Raw genomic sequence first — 21,013 nt, forward strand, 5'->3', positions numbered from 1 at the left:
GCAAATTATAGAGATTTATCTTTAGGTGTAAAAAATACAACACTACAAAAACATACATCTGGCAGCAGACCAACGATATTCTTCGAGACCTTATGATTTATAAGGTTTTTTACTCTTTAACATTTTATTGTGAGTGGTCGTAAAACCTTATGAAAGAGGTGTTTTAACTTATTTGTAGTGGTATTGTAGGGGCGAAATTATGGTAGGGTAAAAGTTTTATATGGATAAGATATAATCGGTAAGTTTTGTTTCTCGTTTTAAATTCAGCTTTTTTCTCAACCTGGAACGTCTTACTTCTACACTTTTTACAGATATGTTAAGAAGTGGAGCTATTTCTTTTGAAGAGAGGTTTAATCGGAGATAAACACAGAACTTTAGATCGTTGGACGATAAATCGGGGTGCAATTCCTTAGCCCTTGTCAAAAATTCCCTATCGGCATTGTTAAAGGCTTCCATGAACATTTTACGGTCCTTTGAGCTGTTTAGGTTCTTGTCTATCAATTTTATTACCGGGTGCGATTTGCTAAAGGTTTTGTCATTCTTCTTAAGTTCTTTTTTTACCCTTCTTAAAAGTTCGTTCCTTTTTACCAAACTCATGGTAGATATGGCCAACTCTCTGTTCTTGCTTTCAATTTCCTGGTTCAACTTTTCGTTTTTTAGCCGAATCATTTCTTGTTCACTCTTAATAAATTTCAATTGCATTTGGCGTTGGCTCTCCAGTACGGCCTTTTTGTTTTGGTTGCGGTAGTATCTTTTGTACGATTTATGAACCAATAGGCCCAGGCCAAAGAAAGATAGGGCATAGGCCAACAAGGCTAGGTTAGAGAGGTAGAATGGCCGGTCTATCGTAAAGCTATACTGTACGGTATTAATAGATTCTTGATTTCCAATTTTAGACCGGGCCTTGAACTTGTAGTCTCCAAAAGGTAATTTTTCAAAGGTTACAGAGGTGTTCTGACTCCAATCTGTCCAAGAATCATTCAATCCTTCCAACTGGTACTGGTAACTTATATTGGTGTATTTGCTGTATTGGGGAACACTGTAGGTAATATGCACGGTAGATTCCTTGTTGGAGAATTTGCCGCTATCGAATTTAGATACTTCAATAAATCTATTTTCTTTGTTTATAAATTTTACCTTATCCAACATTAGTTGGTGTGGCTTGTTCTGTATTTTGTCCAAGTCTATCAATAAATATCCATTGGTTTTACCGATCAGATATTTGTTGTTTTCCAAATGGGTAATATTTTCGAAACTCAAGGGCATTTTTCGGCTATTGCTTTCAATAGGAATATTGTTGATATCCACCATATTGGTCAAGGGGCCTTTTTGCGCATAACCGATATTATTTAGGGTAAAGCTCCACAGACGTTCGTTTTTTTCGTCATATATCAATTTTCCCGACAGATATTCTTCGGTAGGAATAAGTTTCGCCAATATAGAATCCCTGACAAATTTATCAGTGTTTGGCTGTAGTTTAAATATTCCTTTTTGGTTAGAGTAGAGTAGATCATCGCCCATTTTTATGAGTCCGGAGCCTTTACTTTTTTCAATATTGCTAAGAAGTGTTACAGTATCAAAAGACTGTAGATTTTGATTCAGAAATAAGCGATATACGCCTTTGGTCTCATGGTTTACCCAGATTTCATTAGTGTTTATGATCTCAACAAAGCGGGATGATATCTCAAAACCTTTTATTTTATGGCTCAGTTTCCAAAAACCGTTGTTCTTTTCCATTATGGCCAAACCAGAATAATGCCCTAGTAGTAATTTATTTGGATGGTCGGGAATGCGTCTAAAGTTCCACACGCCATCAATATTGGCAATTAACTTAGCCTTATCGCCAGTAATTGAAAAAATGCCGTTGTTATGTCCACATAGTAACTGGCCGTCCACAGAAAAGAGCGACCAAACTTGGCCCTCGGTACCTTTAATGAATTTTAGTGGGGCATTTGAGTCCAGATTTTTATAAAAAAGCCCTTGGTTGGTACCGATGTAAAGCTTTTTATTATGTGCAATAGAGGTATAGGTGGTGCCAAAAGTACCGTCCCAGTCGTTATATTCCTTAATATACGACTGCCTGTTTATGCAGTTTACCCCATTGTCAAGGGCTGCCCAAACATTGGCGTCCGTATCTTCGAACAGGTTTAACACCGTATTGTTACTTAGTCCGTTAGACTGGTTTATTACGTTGGTTATTTCACCATCTACCGATATTGATATAATGCCTTTGGAGATAGTGCCCAACATAAAGCTCTTGTCTTCTAATTGTATACCGCTAAAGACCCTTGAATTTTTTAGTAAACTGTCTGCAGGTATATGCCACCGTTTAAGGGTTTGGTTTTCTATTTTGTACAACCCTTTGGTGCGGGTCAGTACTACAAGCCCATCATTTACCATGAACATACTTAGAAGAAATTTAACTTGTAAGTCTTCAGGTATTTTGGCAATGAGTTTTTCGGTGCCGTTTTCTAAATTAAATATACGACCATCATATTTCTGAACATATATTTTCTGATCTACCTTAAACAACCTGTAATTGTTTTCTTTATCTGTAGTATAGTTTAATTCTTTTGAATCCGTATCGTAAAGGTAAATACGGTCGTACGATTGGAAGATTACGTATTTATCTATCCACTCTATATTCCAGATAATCTCATCTTCGAACAATTCTTCTTTAATGGATGCAGAGATAGAGTGGTAGTCCATTGACCCTCTGTTGTTTATGGTCCAGTAGCCGAATTCCATATAACTACCGGTAAAAATTTTGTCCTTAAACGAAGATATAGACCTGATGGCGGCGTTGTGTAATGTAGGGTACAGTGTCCATCTTGCACCATCATATTCCAAAAGTCCTTGGTTATTCGCTACATATATGTGGCCCTGAAAATTTTGTGTTACTTCCCAATTTTGGTTTTCGGCCCCATATTCCGAAGGAGAGAATTTAACGATTGGGGGTGTTTCTTGGGCGTATGCGAGTTGTATTCCCAATAGTAATACAATTGAAAGTTTGTATAAATACATAAAAATAGTATTTGAGAAAGAGTGCATGCCACCAATAGTATTACCCATAATTTACATTGGGCAAATTTAGGAATATGTAAATAATTACCGCTATTAAATACGACCTGTGTTGTTATAACGGCGTTTTTTTGTTGTGATGTTATTTTGTAATCTAGAAAAAAGGTTTTTGCTATTTGTGGGCGGGGAAATAGCGAGGGCTCTTTAATGGATATAAAACGGGTGGTTTTTATAGGTTAATCGGGAAATGGCTCTATGAGGGATAATTAATGTTTTTTTTGGGGGGATACCGGTAAGAATTTGCAAGGCTTTGCATGGTCTTTTTATAATAAAAGGAGACACATTCACTTACCAAAAATGTGAGAGTACGTGGAAGTTTCAAAAGGTAATACTTCTAATATTTACCTAATTGTTGTTGGTTGAAGTCCTAATCAAAAAGTGCATATGTTATAACCCTACGGCCTCATTGGATACACTGTTGGATTTTGCCATATGAACGATAGATCCATTTCTAATTTCTTCCGCGGCAAAGGATACCAAGTTGTCATTTTCATTAAGGTTATTGCTGAAAATTTCGATGGAATCTTTGTTAGAGAGTCCCGTATTCACCTTTACCCATTGGGCTTTACTGTCCTTTATCTTTATTACATAGATCCCTTCCGTAGTGTTCATGATGGTTGATAATGGCACTATAAAGTTATCATTTTTACTGTATAGGGGTAAGGTGATTTCGGCGATCATACCTGGTAATAAGCGTTTGTTCTCGTTGTTAATATCGAGTTCTACTCTCTCTGAACGTAGTTTAAGGTCCAAGGCCCCGGACATTCTGGAAACACTGGCCGTAAATGTCTCGCCAGGAAGCGAATTGACCTTAAAACTTAGCTCGTCTCCCAAATTTAGATAACCAGTGTACGCATCCGGAATCAATACGGCAAGACGTAATTTTCTCTGTTCGATAATCGATAATAAAGGGGTATTGCTCTGTCCTACAAATGCTCCGATATTAACGTTTCTAGCTGCCACGGTACCTTTAAAAGGAGCAATGATCCTAAGATATTCTTTCATGGACTGTAGTTCTTGGTAAGCAGCTTTTGCCGCTTGTAAATCGGCATAGTCCCCATTTTTTCTTGCTAAGGCTTGGTCTAAATCGTTCTGGGAAATAGTGCCCTCTACTTTACTGGTCTTTAGAATACGGTCGTAATTATTGCTACTGGCCATGTATTTGGCTTCTTGAGAATGAAACCGTGATTTGGCCGCGGCAAGTTGGGCATATATTTCCGGAGCGTCCAACTCCATGAGCAATTGCCCTTTTTTTACCTCATCTCCAATATCTACCTTTAGTGATTTTACATAACTATCCACTTTCGCATGAATATCCACCTGCCTATATCCAGATAGCTCGCCGGGCAACAATATTTCTGATTGTATCTTTTGTTTTTTTAAGCTAAAAGTTTCTACATTGTTTGATTGTGCACTGTTTTCCTTTGCTTTTTTGGGACTACTGTCGCAGGCACTGGTCAAGGCCAGTGTACCTAAAGCTAAAATGACGGTGTATATCTTTTTCTTCATAGTATTATTCTGTTTTATAAAACTTACTATTCTTGTCTTCTGGATTTAAGGAAACCGATTCTATGGTTGCATTTTTTCTGACCCAAGCGAATATGATAGGTATTACAACCAGTACGGCAAAAGTTGAAAAGAACAAGCCTCCGATGACGGCTCTTCCTAAAGGAGCTGCCTGCTCTCCACTTTCCCCATGTCCAATTGCCATGGGTAGCATACCGGCAATCATGGCTACACTGGTCATGATAATAGGCCTTAATCTTACTGCAGCGGCATCCCGTGCGGCCAATAGGGCATCACCACCATTTTTTAATCGTAGTTCTTCCGCATTTGATACCAGTAGTACGGCATTGGCGATAGATACACCAACCGCCAAGATAATACCCATATAGGACTGTAGGTTTAAGGTAGATCCCGTTGCCAATAAAAGAAGAAGAGATCCCATTACCACAGCAGGGGCGGCCGTCAAAACTACAAATGATACGTTGAATGATTGAAAGTTGGCGGCAAGCATTAAAAAAATAACCAAAATAGCAACCAATAACCCAGATTGAAGACTGGATAAGGTCTCTTCCAAAACTTTGCTCAAACCAATTAGTTCAATATTTAATCCGCGAGGTAAATCACCTAAATCTGTTATTACTTTGTTGGCCTCGTCCATGGCCGTACCCAAGTCTATGTGGTCAATATTGGCTGTAACAGATACATAGGGCAAGGCTCCTAGGTTATCATTTTCCCCGTTAACGGTAGAAGGGGTAATAGTGGCTACGTCTCCTAAAACGGGTCTTGCCGTATTCGTTCGTATAGGTGTTTGCCCTAATTGGGCGATACTGCTCACCTCGCTTATAGGAACCTGTACTTGAACACTAACCGTTTGCCCGCGTCCTTCATCTACCCATACATTTTTTGCGGTGTAACGTGATGATGAGGTAGTGGCAATAAGTGAGTTGGTGATTTCACTTATACCCACACCTAATTGTGCGGCTTTTGTTCTATCTATATTTATGTTAAGGGCAGGGTAATTGGTCGATTGTGCTAATTGTGCATCTCTAAAATAAGAAATGTCCTCCAACCGTTCAATTATCTTTTTCCCATATTCTACATTGGTTGTTTTATCTATACCCGACAACCTAATCTCTATAGGGGTAGGGGATCCTTGGCTCAGAATTTTTTCGGTCATTTCAATAGGTTCAAAAGAGACCTTCAATTCTGGAAGTTTTTTATGGATTCTTGACCGTATTGAATCTTTGAAGGTATCCATGTCGGCGTAAAAATCTTTGAGTGCTATTTGATAAAGGATCTCATGGGGTTGTGCCATAAATAAATACAACGATGATATGGAGTATTGTGAGGGGTGCATGCCTGCATATACAGACGAGATACCCACATGTTCCGGTCCTACCATATCTTCAATTTCATTGAGGGCCTTAAGAGCGATCTGTTCTGTTTGTTCTACGCGCGTTCCTTCGGGAGCCCTAATTCTCATTTGAAATTGGCTGGAGTTTACCTTAGGGAAAACGTCTCTACCAATAGTACCGATTAAAATTATGGCAATGATAGAAATAACTGTTAAATATAAAATGGAGACCATTTTCCTCTTAGGTAGTAGATAGTCTATAACATTCAAAAACTTTTTACGGAACCGATCAAAACGGCTGACCTCTCCGTGGTTTTTATCCGCTACTTCATGATGGTTTTCTTTCATGATCCAATTGGCCATTACAGGCACAAAGGTTTGCGACAATAGATAAGAAGTAATCATAGAGAAGCCAATGGCCAGGGCCAATGGCAAGAAAAGAGATCCGGGAATGCCAGCCATAGTAAATGCCGGGGCAAAGATGGCCAGAATACATAGTAGGATCAATAATTTAGGAAAGGCTATTTCCAAACATGCATCAAATATGGCTTTGGGCTTTGATTTGCCCATGTCTAAATGCTGGTGAATATTTTCAATGGTTACGGTACTTTCGTCCACAAGAATACCGATTGCCAAAGCAAGTCCGCTTAGGGTCATTAAATTAATGGTGAACCCGAACAGTTTTAGAAAAAGAACCCCGGATATGATAGAAATGGGTATCGTGAGTACCACTATAAGGGCGGCCCGTCTATCCCCCAAAAATAGAATAACCATTAAACCTGTAAGTACGGCACCGATAACCCCCTCGGTAATCAAACTTTTTAAGGAGTTTAAAATGTAAACTGATTGGTCAAACTCATAGGTAAGTTTGACATCTTCAGGTAAATTGTTTTGAATTTTGGGCATCGCTTTTTTTAGCTTTTTTACCACTTCCCATGTAGAGGCATCGGCTGATTTTGCAATACTTAAGAATACGGACCGTCTGCCGTTGACAAGTGCGTACCCCCTTATGATATCCGCTTCATTGCCTACAGTCGCCACATCGCCAATAGTAAGGTTCTCCACACTACCTTTGAACAAAGGTATTTTTTCAAACTCCTTTAAGTTTCGTATTGTATTGTTCGTAGGGGTTATATAATCCTTGTTTCCTATACGAACATTGCCAGAGGGGGCCGTTCTATTATTTTCTGTCAATGCAGCAACAATTTGATCGGTAGTCAAATTATGACTTCTCATTTTAGCCGGGTCCACATTTATGGTGATGGCCCTAGGGCTACCTCCTGCAGGAGCGGGGGACATTAATCCGGGAACAGAGGTAAATGAAGATCGTACATATTCATTGGCCAAATCGGCAAGTTCATTATTTGTCCTAGTCTCACTACTCAATACAAGCTGGCCTATGGGTATTGTTGAAGAATCGAAACGAATAATGAACGGAGGTTGTGTGCCTGGGGGAAATATGGCTTGGGCCCTATTACAGAGTGCTGTGAGCTCGGCTGCCGCTTGGGCCATATTGGTGCCTTGATAGTAGGATAGTTTTATTAGGGTCAGGCCTTGGATGTTTTTGGTTTCAATAGATTTTAACCCATTGTTAAAGACCATTAATTTAACGTATCCTTTGGCAAAATAGGCTTCCATTTGATCTGGTGTATAGCCGCCAAATGGTTGGGCCACATAAATAACGGGCATATCCATTTGCGGTAAAATATCTACTTTGATTTCTTTTATCGCCTGAATACCAAAAAAGAAGAGTCCTCCAACAAAAACGAGGATTGAAATAGGTTTTGATAAAGCAAATTTTATTAGGTTCTGCAAGGTATTGGTCTATTTAAATTCGTTTAAGAAAAGGTTTATGTCTCCTATCGCCGACGCTTTCATCAACAAAGCTTGCCATAAATTGGTATAGGCGATATCACGGTCGGTCTCTGCCCGGTTAAGTGCATATAGGGCGGTGGTTACGTCCGTTAGCGTTGTAAGTCCGTTTTCATAGAGGGCAATGCGCTGCCTATAAGCCGCCTGGGCCGCTTCCACTTGCTTAGGTGCTTCTTGGTAATTGCTCAAAGCATATTCCAGCCTAGCGTTGGCGGCATCGTTCAAGTTCTCTAGTTCTATATTCAGTTTTTTGTTTTCTTCCTTAAGTCCTTCTGTTATCAACTTTTGGCTCGAGAATCTCTTGTGTGCTTCCGATATATCGGTTAGGTTCCAAACAAAGCCAACTCCCAATAGATAATTTTGACGGGTAGGGTCAATGCCATCCAAATAACTACTGGAATAGGAAGTAAGGTCGGTTGCATAATCGGGGTTAATTCCAGATCCCCTGGCTTGGTACACGCCCAAAGCGGTAATAGAAGGCCAATACTCGCCTTTTACGGCCTTTTGTTTTAACTCACTGGTAAAGACTTTACTTTGGATGTATTTTTTTGAAGGATGCTTATCTGTAGAATTTATGGAGGATACATTAGTGACCATACTGCCGGGAATCGTATTTAAAAAGGTACTGTCGGCTATAAAATCTTGGGGAGGCACTCCCATATACTCAGCCAATATATTGTTCTGTGTCTTTACCTGTTCCCTTACCTGGTTTAAGGTGATTTTTGCCCTTGAAACTTCTGCACCGGCCATAGAAGAGTCCACACCGGGCATTAAACCATTTTTGACCCTGACCGAAACATTCTGGTAAAAGACTTCTGCACGCTCCAAGTTTTTACGTTGCGATAGTAATAATCGCTGACTGGCCAATAGATTAAGGTAGGCACTGGCAATTTTAATCTTATGCTGAAACACCTCTTGGGCATAATCTTCACCATATTGAACAGCCTCTGCTTTAGCAGCTTTAATATTCTTTTTTCGTCTTCCAAAAGAGAAAACCTCCCAGTTGACATTCACAAAATAAAGAGCGCCAAAAGCGGTGTTCCAGTTTTGGGTTTCGTGGTATGGTCCCGATGAGCTAGCAATGCCATTGATACCAAAAAGAGGGCCATACTGCCCATTGGTTGTACCATAACTTTGTTGTGCTCCCAAGCCTACATCTGGCAAATAGCTTCTTTTTACTTCATCGGCACGTTCTTTTGAGGCCATGGCGTATTTGTTCTTGGCCCTTAAGCTTCCATAGTTCTCAATACCTGTTTCAATGGCTTCTGGCAATTTTAGGTCTTGTCCCAAGGACCCATTAGTAGAAATGATTGCAGTTATGATGGTAAATACCTTGGCAAGATCAATAAGGTATTGGGCAAAGTCTTTAAAAGCGACTAATATTCTATGCATGCTTGTTTTTAGATAATCTATTTAATCCACCCATAAGAACTTAATTTGTTACTCGGGGGTGTCATATATTGTTTGGCTTTTTTATCAATTGTCATACATCATACTTCCAAATAAATGTCCGTTCACGTTTTTTTTTATAAAATACTACTGGCCTACTTTATATACATTCCGTAGACCTATTTTAAAACAGATATATTGAAAAATAAAAACAAGGCTCTCTGAGAAAGCATGCCTTTACGAAATAGAATCCCATTGTTTTATTAAATAAGATCTATTCTATATCTGTAAAAACTTTTTTAATTCTTTATAAGGGAATACTTGTTTTAAAAATGTAGCGCTACCTATATAAAAAAGAACATATTTTTGAACTTTCATTCCTCTTTATCCGAAAACTTGTTTTCAAAGCCAATATCACATAAAGAAAGCCAAGTTTTTATGTAAAAACAACGTACGGCGATTTTGAAAAAACTCCACTTTTAAAATGAATGGAATAATTGCCGAACAAGTGTATTTTACAGTACTGACAGTATGAATTCAGTATAATTTTAATTCAATTTTTTTACTTTTTATAACAATTAAATTGTAAAAAAAATGTTAAAAAGAGAATAGCCAATTAACATAGTTTAATTTGGTAAATTCATAAAAATACCCAGATAAAAATTGAGTATTCTAATCTTTGGGATGGGTTTCTGAATATTTATGGGATGGTCTGCGATAACTTTTTATGGAAGTTCGTCGGTGTTGAAATATGGAGCTTTCCAAATTTCGTTCTGTTTTTTTCAATCTCGTTTGTTAATCGCATAAATTTCTATTTTTTCGTGCTTTCCTTTTAACAAGATACTGCCTAGAGAGGTATAGCTGTAGGAAGTCTTGTTTTCGAGGTCGTTCAAAAGCGTTTCGGACACTAATAACGACGCATTGTACTTGTTGCATTCCTCTTGGATCCTGGCAGAGGTGTTAATAACGTCACCGTGGTATGCCAGTTCTTTTTTTACAACGCCTACTTCGGCCACCATTAAAATGCCACCATGCACACCTGCCTTAAACTTGGGGACTATGCCATATTCTTTAAGGTAATAACTTTCTCTTTTTATCAAATTACTTTCAAAAGCAAAAAAGACCTCAATACAGTTTGCGTTGGCTATACCTTTGTCATAGGGCCAGGACAATACCGCTTCATCACCTACATATTGATATATTTCTGCGTCGTATTTAGCAACTATTTCGTTTAGGTCATAAAAAAAATCCTGGATAAATTGGCTGTATTTTAGATGCCCTAATTCCTCTGCCGTTCCCGTGGAATCCTTTAGGTCAAGAAACATAAAAATACGTTTTTCCTCTTGGGGTTTTTTATATTTTCCCAAAAGCATTTTCAGAAAAATACCCCTGCCAAATTTTTCTGTAGCTATTTTTAGGAAAGAGAAGACCAGCGAAGCGATAAAAACATATAACAAGTTAGAGTGTAAGACTTTGTTGTCTAGCCACCATCCAATGCTGTTATCTATGTCCAATTCGTAAGAATCGGAAATAAACTCCATTATGATGGTAAAAACTGCAATGGTAGATATAAAATAGGTGATGGTTCTGAAGGCGATAGACGGACCGATGGCCAATCTTTTAGAGCTATACTGTTCGAATGCAAATTCGACGATAGCATAAATAAATCCCAATAGAATGCCTGTAAGAACGTAATAACCATAAATCTCCGCCATAGATAAATTTGCCACGGCTCCCTTTAAAGAAATAGATATAATACTGTTAAGGCCATAGAATCTAAAAAAGGCAAAAAGGGCCATTGCACATACCCAAAACAACAATGTTTGCCATAAAAGCCTGTAAAAATACCTTAGGTTTCTTTTCACGTCAGATACTAACAGATGATGGTACGCCTTTTATTAAGGTATACTAACATCGGATTAAAATTAATTTACAAATTTAGAATTTTCTGTTCGGGGTATAGGGTCCCCCAGCAGATTCTATGGCAGCTTCAAAAGCTTCTATCTCCATCATGTATGTTTTTAATTCTTTTTGGAAGATGCTAAAGTCCCTTGTGGCGATATCGATGTTCATTTTTTGTGTTTCCGTAGGTGGTTGTGTGGTGTTCCAATGCGCTCCTGCTACCTGTCCCACCCTTGATCTAATGGATGGGGGTACAGCTTCGTTCTTTGATTGCCTAATACGGTTTCCTGTCAAAGCTGTTCTCAGTTCATTTAACTTGTTGTCCAGTTCTTCCCATTTGGAAAATAGATCGGCTCCTACTTTTGGAGTATTTACTAAGGCAGTTTTAAGATAGCGAAGACGCTCGCTTACCTCTCCTAATTTTTTGCTGGCCGTAGCTACTTGTCTAGAAAGTTCTGCGGTTGTTTTTTGAAAAGATGCTATTGCCGTATAATCTACGGGAGCGGTCGTAGTCTCTACCGGTTTTACCTTAAAAACCTGAGGATTGCCTTGGGGCTGTAGTTTACCGTTAAATAGAATATATAGTTGTACACTATATGTTCCAGGGGCGGCCATTGGCCCTTGGGGGTCGCCTGCCCACGGAGGTTTAAAATCGGGAACTTCAAGGTCTATGGGATTTGGGGCAGGTAGACGTAGGTCCCAATTTACCCTGTGCAACCCTTTCTTATTACTTCCTTCTACCCATCTAATGGGTTGATCCTTATCATTCTTTATCAGAAGTAACACTTTAGCTTCGTGCTCGGTGCTCTCAGATGTCAGTGGTTCCCAACCAGGAAAGGGAATGTTCATGCTTTTGGCCTCCAATGATTTTTCTTTTTCCTTACGTATAGTTTTTGATGTCTTTGGAATATCATTTAAATAATAGGTGAACAGAGCGCCGAAGGGAGGGTTGTCGGCAACATAGCTGGTGGTGCCCAAAGTAGGCATCCCTTTGGCCTGCATGGGGGCATAAGGTACGTACCACCAAGCATCACGGACCGAAAAGAGCTTGTTTGTTTTTTCATTAATAGTGGTTCCTATTTCCCTAAGAGGGGTATAATCGTCTAAAATATAAAAACCTCTACCAAAAGAAGCGCCTACCAGATCATGGTCCCTTGCGTGTAATTCAAGATCTCGAAAGGGGATGGTGGGTACCCCTGATTTTAAAGGAATCCAGTTACCCCCTTTGTTTATGGAGAAATAGATACCGTACTCAGTACCTATGAACAATAGGTTATCATTGATCGGATCTTGTTTGATCACCCATACGATCGTATTGCTAGGTAGGTCGCCTACAATGGACTTCCAAGAGCGTCCACGATCGGTACTCATAAACAAGTATGGGGTAAAATCACCAAATTTATGTGCATCGGCACTTACAAAAACGGTATTGGCATCGTGGTTAGAGGCTTCCACATCGTTTATGAAAGACCGCTGTGGTACTTTGGGCAGTGCACCGCTTTTGTTCCAAGTGTCGCCGCCATCCTCACTTATATGCACCAAGCCATCATCGGAACCTACATATAAAAGGCCTTCTACTTTTGGAGATTCGGATATCGATGTCAAGGTCGCGTATTTAGACATGGCACCATTGTCGTATAAGGCATCTATACTCCATACTTTGCCCATCATTTCCAGTTCATACCTATTGGCATTGGTAGTAAGGTCTTCGCTGATGGGCTTCCAAGAATTGCCTTGGTCATCACTTCTCCAAAGTCTTTGTGAACCGTAGTAGAGTCTGTGATTGTTATGTGGACTAATAAGAATGGGGCTGTCCCAGTTCCATCTTTCCGCCATATCACCAGAACCGGGTTGAGGTTGTATGTCCATACTTTCTTCGCTTCTTCTGTCATAGCGTTGAAGGTTGCCTTCCTGTATTTCCATATATACGATATTGGGGTCTTTGGGGTCAAATGCATTGTCATAACCATCGGCTCCCAAGGGTACGTACCAATCCCTATTTCTAACACCTTCGGTATTCATGGTTCTAGAAGGACCTATCAGGGTCCCAAGATCTTGGGCTCCACCTACGATATTATAAAATGGCAAGGCATTGTCCAGTGAAAGTTTGTAAAACTGTGAAACGGGCAAATTTGGAAAATGGCGCCACGTTGCCCCTTCGTCGAATGTCTCGTAAAGTCCGGCATCGGATCCGGCCAATAGGTGCTTTCCGTTGTTAGGGTCTATCCAAAGGGCATGATTGTCACTATGTTTTTCACGACCAGTGCCAAGAACCTTAAAATTCTTGCCGCCATCGCGTGTTACGTGTAAGAAGACATCCATCTGATAAACAAGGTCGGGGTCTGTGTTGGACACTTCTATTTCTTGATAGTAATGCGGACCGGTTCCACCAGAGATATAACCGTTACGGCGCTCCCAGCTTTCTCCCATATCCATAGACCTGTAAAATCCTTTCTCAGAATTTTCGGCTTCAATAGTAGCATATACAAGGTTGGGGTCCGCTGGGGTAACCCCTAAACCTATTTTTCCCATGTCTCCCTTGGGAAGACCTGTGCTTTTTTGGGTCCAAGTTTCCCCATTGTCGGTAGATTTATAAATGCCCGATTTTGGTCCTCCAGAAAGAAAACCCCATACATGCCTTCTACGTTGATAGGCCGCGGCATACACAATATCTGGGTTCGTAGGGGCAAATTCAATATCGGTAACGCCTGTATGTTCATCAATTTTAAGAACAAGGTTCCAGGTTTTTCCACCGTCGGCGGTTTTGTATAACCCGCGATCACCACCAGATGCCCATAAAGGGCCTTCGGCTGCCACAAAAACGATATCGCTATTTCTAGGGTCCACCAAAATTTTACCTATATGTTCCGAGTATTTTAATCCCATTTGGGTCCAAGTGGTACCGCCATCGGTACTTTTAAAAACACCGCTGCCCCAACCTACGTGTCTGCCACTTACGTTTTCACCGGTACCTACCCAGACAACTTGGGGGTTATTGGGGTCTATCGTAACAGTACCTATAGAGTATGAAGGTTGATCGTCGAAAACCGGTTTCCAAGAAATACCGCTGTTTTCTGTTTTCCATAGGCCTCCAGAGCCTACAGCCACATACCAAGTACTTGGGTTGGCCGCACTAACAGCAATATCGGATATTCGACCTCCCATGAGTGCGGGTCCTATAGATCTAAGTTTCAATCCTTTTACGGCATTGGCGATAGCTTCTTTATCTGTTTCCTGTCCGGTAACGGTCAAAGAAATTAATAGGAAAGATAGGTACAGAAAGAAAATGGACAGGTAATTTTTACGTGACATAGGTAGACGGTTTGGTCGTTAGTTAGAAATTGGATACACATCCAAATGGTATTATAAAAATATATAACCCAGATGAAAAACCCCTAAAGAGAAGGCATTACTTTTTTAAAAACTTACGCTATTGATAAACTTATTTTTTTGAATGGTGTTTTTAACCAAGTTTCCATTACTATTTTCTTTGTTTAGGGCGATGTTCTATTATTTAAATGGAATGCTTTTATTACTCCTCACATTTACGCTTTATGAAATGATTTTGATAAAGTGTAAAAAAAATGGAAAAAGCTAAAATGGCCCCAAGTAAGGCCATGGCCATATCTTTTTGGGCGTCCCAAATATCGCCTTGTGTACCTAAATAGGAAATACCTTGTTCTACAAAGAAAACATCGGCTACGAGCCATTCGATGATTTCATAAAGTCCACTAACCGAAAGTATTAGGGCAACAGGTAAAAGGAAGGCAATATGTCGAGGATACTTCAGCCAATTTAAGAAGCATTCCTGCATGGGGTAATAGAGTAAAAAACCAAAGCAGAAATGTACCAATCTATCGTACTGGTTTCTTGGAGAATCGAAAATATCCTGCAGCCAAAATCCGAAAGTGTTTTCTGCATAAGTATATTTTGAACCATAGACGTGCAGACATAAAAAAATACAGATCAGCAAATAACTAAAGTTGCTGAATCTGTATCTCTTAAACGAAAATATTAAAAAAAGTAGTGAAATAACCGTTAAGGTATTTTCAATGAGCCAATTGTAAACATCTGTAGTTCCGATGAAGGAATTGGACCATACCATTATAAACACAACCATAAAAAAAGGCAACAACACTTTCTTTATGGTTATGGTATTCCTATTTGTCATGTATCCATGTTTCTAAAATCCATCCTTTTAAACTTTTCATTGATCCTTAAACATTTTGTCCAGTTTTTTAAGATTGATTCCCAAGAATATTCTGAAAATACCTGCGGTTATAAGGGCAAAGGCTGTCATGTATACAATACTGAGGCCAGCAAATAACGGATTTGCCAAGAGCAAAAAGGAAAAAAACAGGGTTATAATGCTCCAAAACAACAACCAGCCCCATTGTGGTATTCCAGCAGATTTTAATTGAAAGGACAGTCCTATGGACAAAATGCTTTGAAACAATAGCCAAAAACCAACATATAAAGGTAGAATGGCCATGGTCATCAAAGGATGGGCCAAGAGCAATATGCCGATAATCAAGTCTAGGATACCTCCGGCTAGGTACCAGCCCCAATCTTTCATTTCGTTTTTGTTGGAAATGGAAAACACGATTTGGAATATACCGGATACAAAAATGAATGCACTAAAAATGATGCTTAGTGATATGTAACTTTCCAAAGGGGTACGCATTACCCAAACCCCAACAAAGATGTACAGTAGACCTATTAAGATGGATATCCACCAGTTTTTTATGGCTCTTTGGGCCGATTCTAAAATTGTTGCCATAATTTCTATTATTTTAAAGTTTTTGAGCTGAATTATGTGTATAAGATATGCCAAGCTCTTTCATACCAAGTGTCCGTGTTAAAAAACGGGACCAGTTCTTGTTTTCCTATTTTACAATGGCTTGCGCTTATTTTAAAAACTCGGGGTTCTTATAGGCAGGGTTTGGGTATTTGTAAAATCCCTCGCCTGTGGATACACCTAATTTATTTTTATCTATATAGTTCTCTTTTAGGTATTTTACCGTTTTTATTTTTAATTCGTCTTGGGTTTTTTCCGCCGCTATTTTGTCTATGTTATAAGCGGTGGTAATACCTACCACATCAAGAATACCAAAAGGTCCCGCAGGTGCTCCCGTAGCTTTCATCCAAGTTTTGTCTATCGTTTGCGGGTCGGCCACTTCGGTAACCAACAAACGGGTAGCGGCACTTAATAAAGGCACCAATAACGTGTTTAGAATATATCCAGGCTGCTCTTTATGTAATGGCAGGGCCAACATGCCAATAGCTTTTGCAAAAGCTACGAGATCATCAAAAACCTTAGGGTCGGTCGTTGCGTGCCCCATAATCTCCGCAGTATTGTGAATCCAAATGGTATTGGCAAAATGCAAGGCCAAAAATTTTGAAGGTCTGCCCGTAGCTTCTGCAAATTGACTCGGTAATAGGGTAGAGGAGTTTGTGGCGAATACCGTTTTTTCTGGAGCCACTTTCGCCAGCTTTTTATAAAAATCCGTTTTTATGGCCGGATTTTCGGGTATGGCCTCGATAAGCAGGTCGGCATTCTTAACGGCCTCCGCCAAATTAGAGGTGTAACTTAAATTTTGGCCTGTTTTGTCTATCTCTTCCTGTGTGGCGTTTAAATCGTTTTTGTAGGCGTCGCCAAGGGTGTCAAATTTGGTTTTTGCCTTTTCTAGCACCTCATCGTTAATATCGTACACCGTTACATTAAATCCGTGAAACGCGGTTTGAAAAGCAATCTGATATCCTAGAACACCGCTACCTGCAATGGTAATATTTTTATAGTTCATGTTGTAAGCTTTTTATTTTTTCTTCCCTATTATTTTTAATCCCCTTATGGAAATTAGAGAATGGGCCTATTGTAGATGTGAACGCAACATCCAAGCGGTTTTCTCGTGCTGTTCCATCAATCCGGTAATATAATCACTAATGCCTTCGGCCTGCCACTTATCAGAAATGGGCTTAATTTCTTCTCTTAAGAAAATAATAATGCTCTCATGGTCTGCCAACAGTTCGGCAAATATGCTTTGGCTGTCGTTCTTTCCTTTTGTCTTTTCGGTAAGATGTGTCAGCTCGGAATACATTTTTAGGGTTGCGGGTACATAATGGCCTAGGGCACGTATTTTTTCGGCAACGGTGTCTACAATTTCCTGTTGTTCGTTGTATAAAGTCTCTAAATAGGTGTGTACGGTATGAAAATCGGGACCTTCAATGTTCCAGTGAAAATTCAATGTTTTTGAATAGAGTACAAATTCATCGGCCAATATTTTGGCCAATTGATCGGCAATGGCCTGTCTGTTTTCTGCTGAAATTCCAATGTTAGGTGTTTTCATTTTTATTATATTTTTTGAATTGCTCTATAAAGGTATTTTGGAAGACAGGGAATTAGTATGACGAAAATCAGTAAACCTTCTTTTTAAGATAAGTTTATAATTAGGGACTAATGGAAAATAGTCAAAGCAAAGGGCTATGGGGTGTAGAGGGGCATATATAAAGTGGGTAAAATAACGAGGATATTAAGACCTGTAGATAAGAATGAATATAATGCCGATCAAAATAATGGTTCCGAAAGAGTATCCTACAAACTTTCCGGTAGTTTTAGAGCCTTTGAATACACTGATGCCCAGCTTCACGAGCATGTTGCTCAAAACAGCTGCAATGATCACTGAAGAGGCCGTTTTTACTTTGTCGGAATCCAAAGAAAATTTGGCCATGCTTATGGTAATAGCATCCGTATCGGCCAATCCGGAAATAAGGGCCGAGTAGTACAATCCGTTTTCGCCAAAAAATTGATTGCTGTAGAAAACGGCAAACAGAATAACGATATAAATAGCTCCAAAACCTAGGGCACTCAATATGTTCAATGGGTTTCCGATTTTTATGTTGGTGTCCGTTTCTTTGGTGTCCCTTTGAATCAATATTAAGGATACCACCAAACAAATTAGGGTCAGTAGTGAAAAGGGGAGGGCCAAATAAGTTAAAAGTGAACTATTGAAAATATATACCAAAAGGGACAGCCTGGGGAACATAATGCCCGAGGCAATAACGATACCGGCGGCATATTTTTTTGATAGTTCGGGCGATTCCTCACTTCTGGAAGCATAGCTCCAGGCCACGGCGGTACTGGAGATGAGGCCACCAAGAATAGCCGTCAATAAAATGCCTCGCTTTGAACCCACGAACTTGACCAAGAAATAACCAATAAAATTCAAAAAGGAAACAATGACCACGATGGAGCCAATCTCGAACGGGTTCAGCAGGTCATTGGGACCGTAGTTCTTATTTGGAAGAAAGGGCAATATCAAAAGTGCAATGATCGAAAACTTGATAAAGGCAAAAAGCTCCTCAGAGGTGATGTTACTGATCACGGAGCGGAACCTGGTCTTCAACGAAAGTAGGGTAACAATGATCACCGATGTGGCAACGGCATCCCTGTAATATTCTGCCGAAACCATAGCTCCCAAGACAAAAGTGGCGATCAGGGCCAGGTTGGTGGTGAGGCCCTGGCCATATTCCTCTTGTTTTTGGTAACTGGGGTTAAGGGCCAAAAAAAGGATAAAGGCGGCCAAACCGATTATCAACAACCAAACGGTAAATTTATCCGTTAGATTTTCCAAGGTAAATCCTAAAATCGCTACGATCGGAAACGTGCGAATGCCGGCAAAACCTTGCCCCTTTAACCGGTCGTATTCTCTCTCAAGGCCAATGATCAAACCTATGCCCATGCTTATAAGTATGCCCAGAATATAGCTGTCGGTAAATTCATTTGTGCCTTCGAAATTTATCATTTGTTAGTTAGGTTGTTGGTGGTCGTTTCTTAAAATTGATCGTTTCTAAAGATGGATATTACAATGTAAAACCCCAAGATGGCCGACAATACAAAACCGATGGCGCCCAATAAGGGAATACCGTTGATCAAGGGCGGCATCTGCGCCATGACCAAAATCGATGATCCAATGGACAAGGCCGCAATGATTACAGCAAATACCAAGCGGTTGACCGACTTGCTCGTGGCGTTCTGAAATTCTTTGAGTCCCTTGTGCTCGTGTACCACGACCAGCTTGCCGTCCTTTATTTTTTTAAGGATGCTGTTAATGTCGTCGGGCAGGGTATCTACCAAATTATTAAGGTCTTGAAGCCGGTTAAAGTTCTTTTTGAACAGTCGTTTTAAACTAAATCTTTTACTGATAATCTTTGAGGTATAAGGCTCTAGATTGGCTGTTATATTGAATTCCGGGTCCAGTCTTCTTCCTACGCCCTCTATGATTATAATGCCCCTGATCAACATATACATATAGTGGGGCAGAATAATTTTATTCTCGTACAGTACGGTTTTAAACCGGTTAAGGATGGTACCTACTTTTATGTTTTGAATGGTGGTGTTACTTACGCCCTCTACAAGTTCATATAGATCCTGTTCCAGTTTTTTTTGGTCGGGGATATCCGTTTTTACGGCAATTTTCTCAAGTAGATTGATGATTTTATTGACGTCTTTGCGCAAGAAATAGAGTAGTAGGTCGCCAAGGGCTTCTTTGTCGTTGGGTAATACGGTGCCCATCATTCCAAAATCCAAAAAACAGATCTGCGCCTCATCGGGAATTACAAAAATATTTCCTGGATGCGGGTCGGCATGAAAAAAGCCATGTTCCAGAATTTGGGCCAGATATAGGTCTACACCGAACTTTGCTACGGCAGAAGGGTCTATGTTGACTGCCCTGAGCTGATCGGTTTCCGATACTTTGATGCCATCGATATATTCCATACAGATCAGGCGGTTCGTAGAAAATTTACGGTAGACTTTTGGAACATAGATCATGTCATTACCTTCAAAGTTCTTGGCAAATTTTTCCGCATTGCCCATTTCCCGTAAAAACTGCAGTTCTTCTCCGATGCTTTGTTCAAAGGAGTCGATAATGCGAACCGGTTGAAAAGCTTGTGCCTGTACACTGTGTTTCTCTAGTGCCTTGGCTACTTGTTTCATGATTAATAGGTCACTTTCTATAACTTCGTCTATATGGGGCCGTTGGATCTTGAGCACTACGTCTTCTCCATTTAACAATCTTGCCCGGTGTACCTGCGCCAAAGAGGCTGCGGCCAAGGGTTCGGGCTCGATGGACTGAAAACAATCGGATGGGGCTCTGTTCAGTTCCGTCTCAATGGCCTTTTGTACATCAAAGTTTTTTAGGTTGGGGGCATGGTCCTGCAACTTCTCAAGTTCTTTTACGAGTTCGGGAGGAAGCATGTCTTCCCTGTTGCTAAATACTTGCCCCAGTTTTACATAGGTTGGCCCCAGTTCTTCGAGCACCATACGAATACGTTCGTAGGTAGATAGGGAAAGGTTCTTTTTGGTGTCCGGGTGCCCGCCCAAGTAACTTTTCGGAATCACCTTGGCAATGCCGCTATTTACCAAAACGTCCTCAAAACCATATTTGGCAAGGACGTTGAACACGGTTGCATACCTTTTGATCTCTTTTTGTTTCGGAATCTTAAATGTGATCATGACCAAAAGTGTTGTTACATGTATTTGGACAGAAACTGAAAGAAATCTTTTTTCAGGTCAGCGTAAATTTGTCTTTGGGTCTCCATTTTTTCACGAATATCCGTATGGGTTTTTACCATGGGAACATCCATAGATTCGCTGTGCTGCGAAATGTTCATTTCGTGCTTGTTGATGGTTTCCTGTATTTCAGCGATGACATTACCATGGATTATAAACTGGTTTTGAAAATGTTCCAATTGGGCAAGAACCTCTTTGTCTGTCCAGCGTGTCACAAGTTCGCTTAACCTGTTTTTGAAAGACTTGAGCTCATCGTTCCAAAAAGAAAGTTCAGACTCCCATAGCTTATGTTCAAAATGTAAATCGGAATTGTTGATAACCGTTGTTTCCATAATATG

General features: G+C 40.0%; 13 protein-coding genes. All 13 read right to left on the reverse strand.

All coding sequences use genetic code 11. From position 1 onward, the window contains the following. Positions 1-216: 216 nt before the first annotated feature. Positions 217-3,024: a helix-turn-helix and ligand-binding sensor domain-containing protein gene (locus AB657_RS01320; RefSeq protein ID WP_047247718.1), complete on the reverse strand. Its 2,808-nt coding sequence runs from the start codon at positions 3,022-3,024 to the stop codon at positions 217-219. Positions 3,025-3,468: 444 nt separating this feature from the next. Next, a complete protein-coding gene (locus AB657_RS01325; protein ID WP_047244855.1) occupies positions 3,469-4,590 on the reverse strand; it encodes an efflux RND transporter periplasmic adaptor subunit in 1,122 nt (373 codons plus the stop codon). 4 nt (positions 4,591-4,594) lie between these two features. Continuing rightward, a complete protein-coding gene (locus AB657_RS01330; RefSeq protein WP_047244856.1) occupies positions 4,595-7,756 on the reverse strand; it encodes an efflux RND transporter permease subunit in 3,162 nt (1,053 codons plus the stop codon). Between the two features lie 9 nt (positions 7,757-7,765). After that, positions 7,766-9,205: a TolC family protein gene (locus AB657_RS01335; protein ID WP_084696358.1), complete on the reverse strand. Its 1,440-nt coding sequence runs from the start codon at positions 9,203-9,205 to the stop codon at positions 7,766-7,768. Between the two features lie 779 nt (positions 9,206-9,984). Beyond that, complete coding sequence (locus AB657_RS01340; RefSeq protein ID WP_047244857.1) at positions 9,985-11,067, reverse strand: adenylate/guanylate cyclase domain-containing protein; 1,083 nt, start codon at positions 11,065-11,067, stop codon at positions 9,985-9,987. A 73-nt stretch (positions 11,068-11,140) separates the two neighbouring features. Then, complete coding sequence (locus AB657_RS01345) at positions 11,141-14,416, reverse strand: WD40/YVTN/BNR-like repeat-containing protein (protein ID WP_047244858.1); 3,276 nt, start codon at positions 14,414-14,416, stop codon at positions 11,141-11,143. Between the two features lie 220 nt (positions 14,417-14,636). Beyond that, positions 14,637-15,275 carry a DUF2238 domain-containing protein gene (locus AB657_RS01350; protein WP_047244859.1) on the reverse strand — a complete coding sequence of 213 codons (639 nt, stop codon included), beginning with the start codon at positions 15,273-15,275 and terminating at the stop codon, positions 14,637-14,639. A gap of 36 nt (positions 15,276-15,311) precedes the next feature. Further along, positions 15,312-15,884, reverse strand: a complete 573-nt coding sequence (locus tag AB657_RS01355) for an HdeD family acid-resistance protein (protein WP_047244860.1) — start codon at positions 15,882-15,884, stop codon at positions 15,312-15,314. A 127-nt stretch (positions 15,885-16,011) separates the two neighbouring features. Beyond that, positions 16,012-16,908, reverse strand: a complete 897-nt coding sequence (locus tag AB657_RS01360) for a 3-hydroxyacyl-CoA dehydrogenase (RefSeq protein ID WP_047244861.1) — start codon at positions 16,906-16,908, stop codon at positions 16,012-16,014. A gap of 66 nt (positions 16,909-16,974) precedes the next feature. Beyond that, entirely contained in the window at positions 16,975-17,451 is a 477-nt protein-coding gene (locus AB657_RS01365; RefSeq protein ID WP_047244862.1) for a Dps family protein, read from the reverse strand. 183 nt (positions 17,452-17,634) lie between these two features. Continuing rightward, positions 17,635-18,906 carry an MgtC/SapB family protein gene (locus AB657_RS01370; protein WP_047244863.1) on the reverse strand — a complete coding sequence of 424 codons (1,272 nt, stop codon included), beginning with the start codon at positions 18,904-18,906 and terminating at the stop codon, positions 17,635-17,637. A gap of 29 nt (positions 18,907-18,935) precedes the next feature. After that, positions 18,936-20,618 (reverse strand): ABC1 kinase family protein, encoded by a 1,683-nt coding sequence (locus AB657_RS01375; protein ID WP_047244864.1) that lies wholly within the window; start codon positions 20,616-20,618, stop codon positions 18,936-18,938. Between the two features lie 14 nt (positions 20,619-20,632). After that, entirely contained in the window at positions 20,633-21,007 is a 375-nt protein-coding gene (locus tag AB657_RS01380; protein ID WP_047247720.1) for a hypothetical protein, read from the reverse strand. Positions 21,008-21,013: the final 6 nt, after the last annotated feature.

The organism is Maribacter thermophilus, assembly GCF_001020565.1.
GTDB classification, from domain to species: domain Bacteria; phylum Bacteroidota; class Bacteroidia; order Flavobacteriales; family Flavobacteriaceae; genus Maribacter; species Maribacter thermophilus.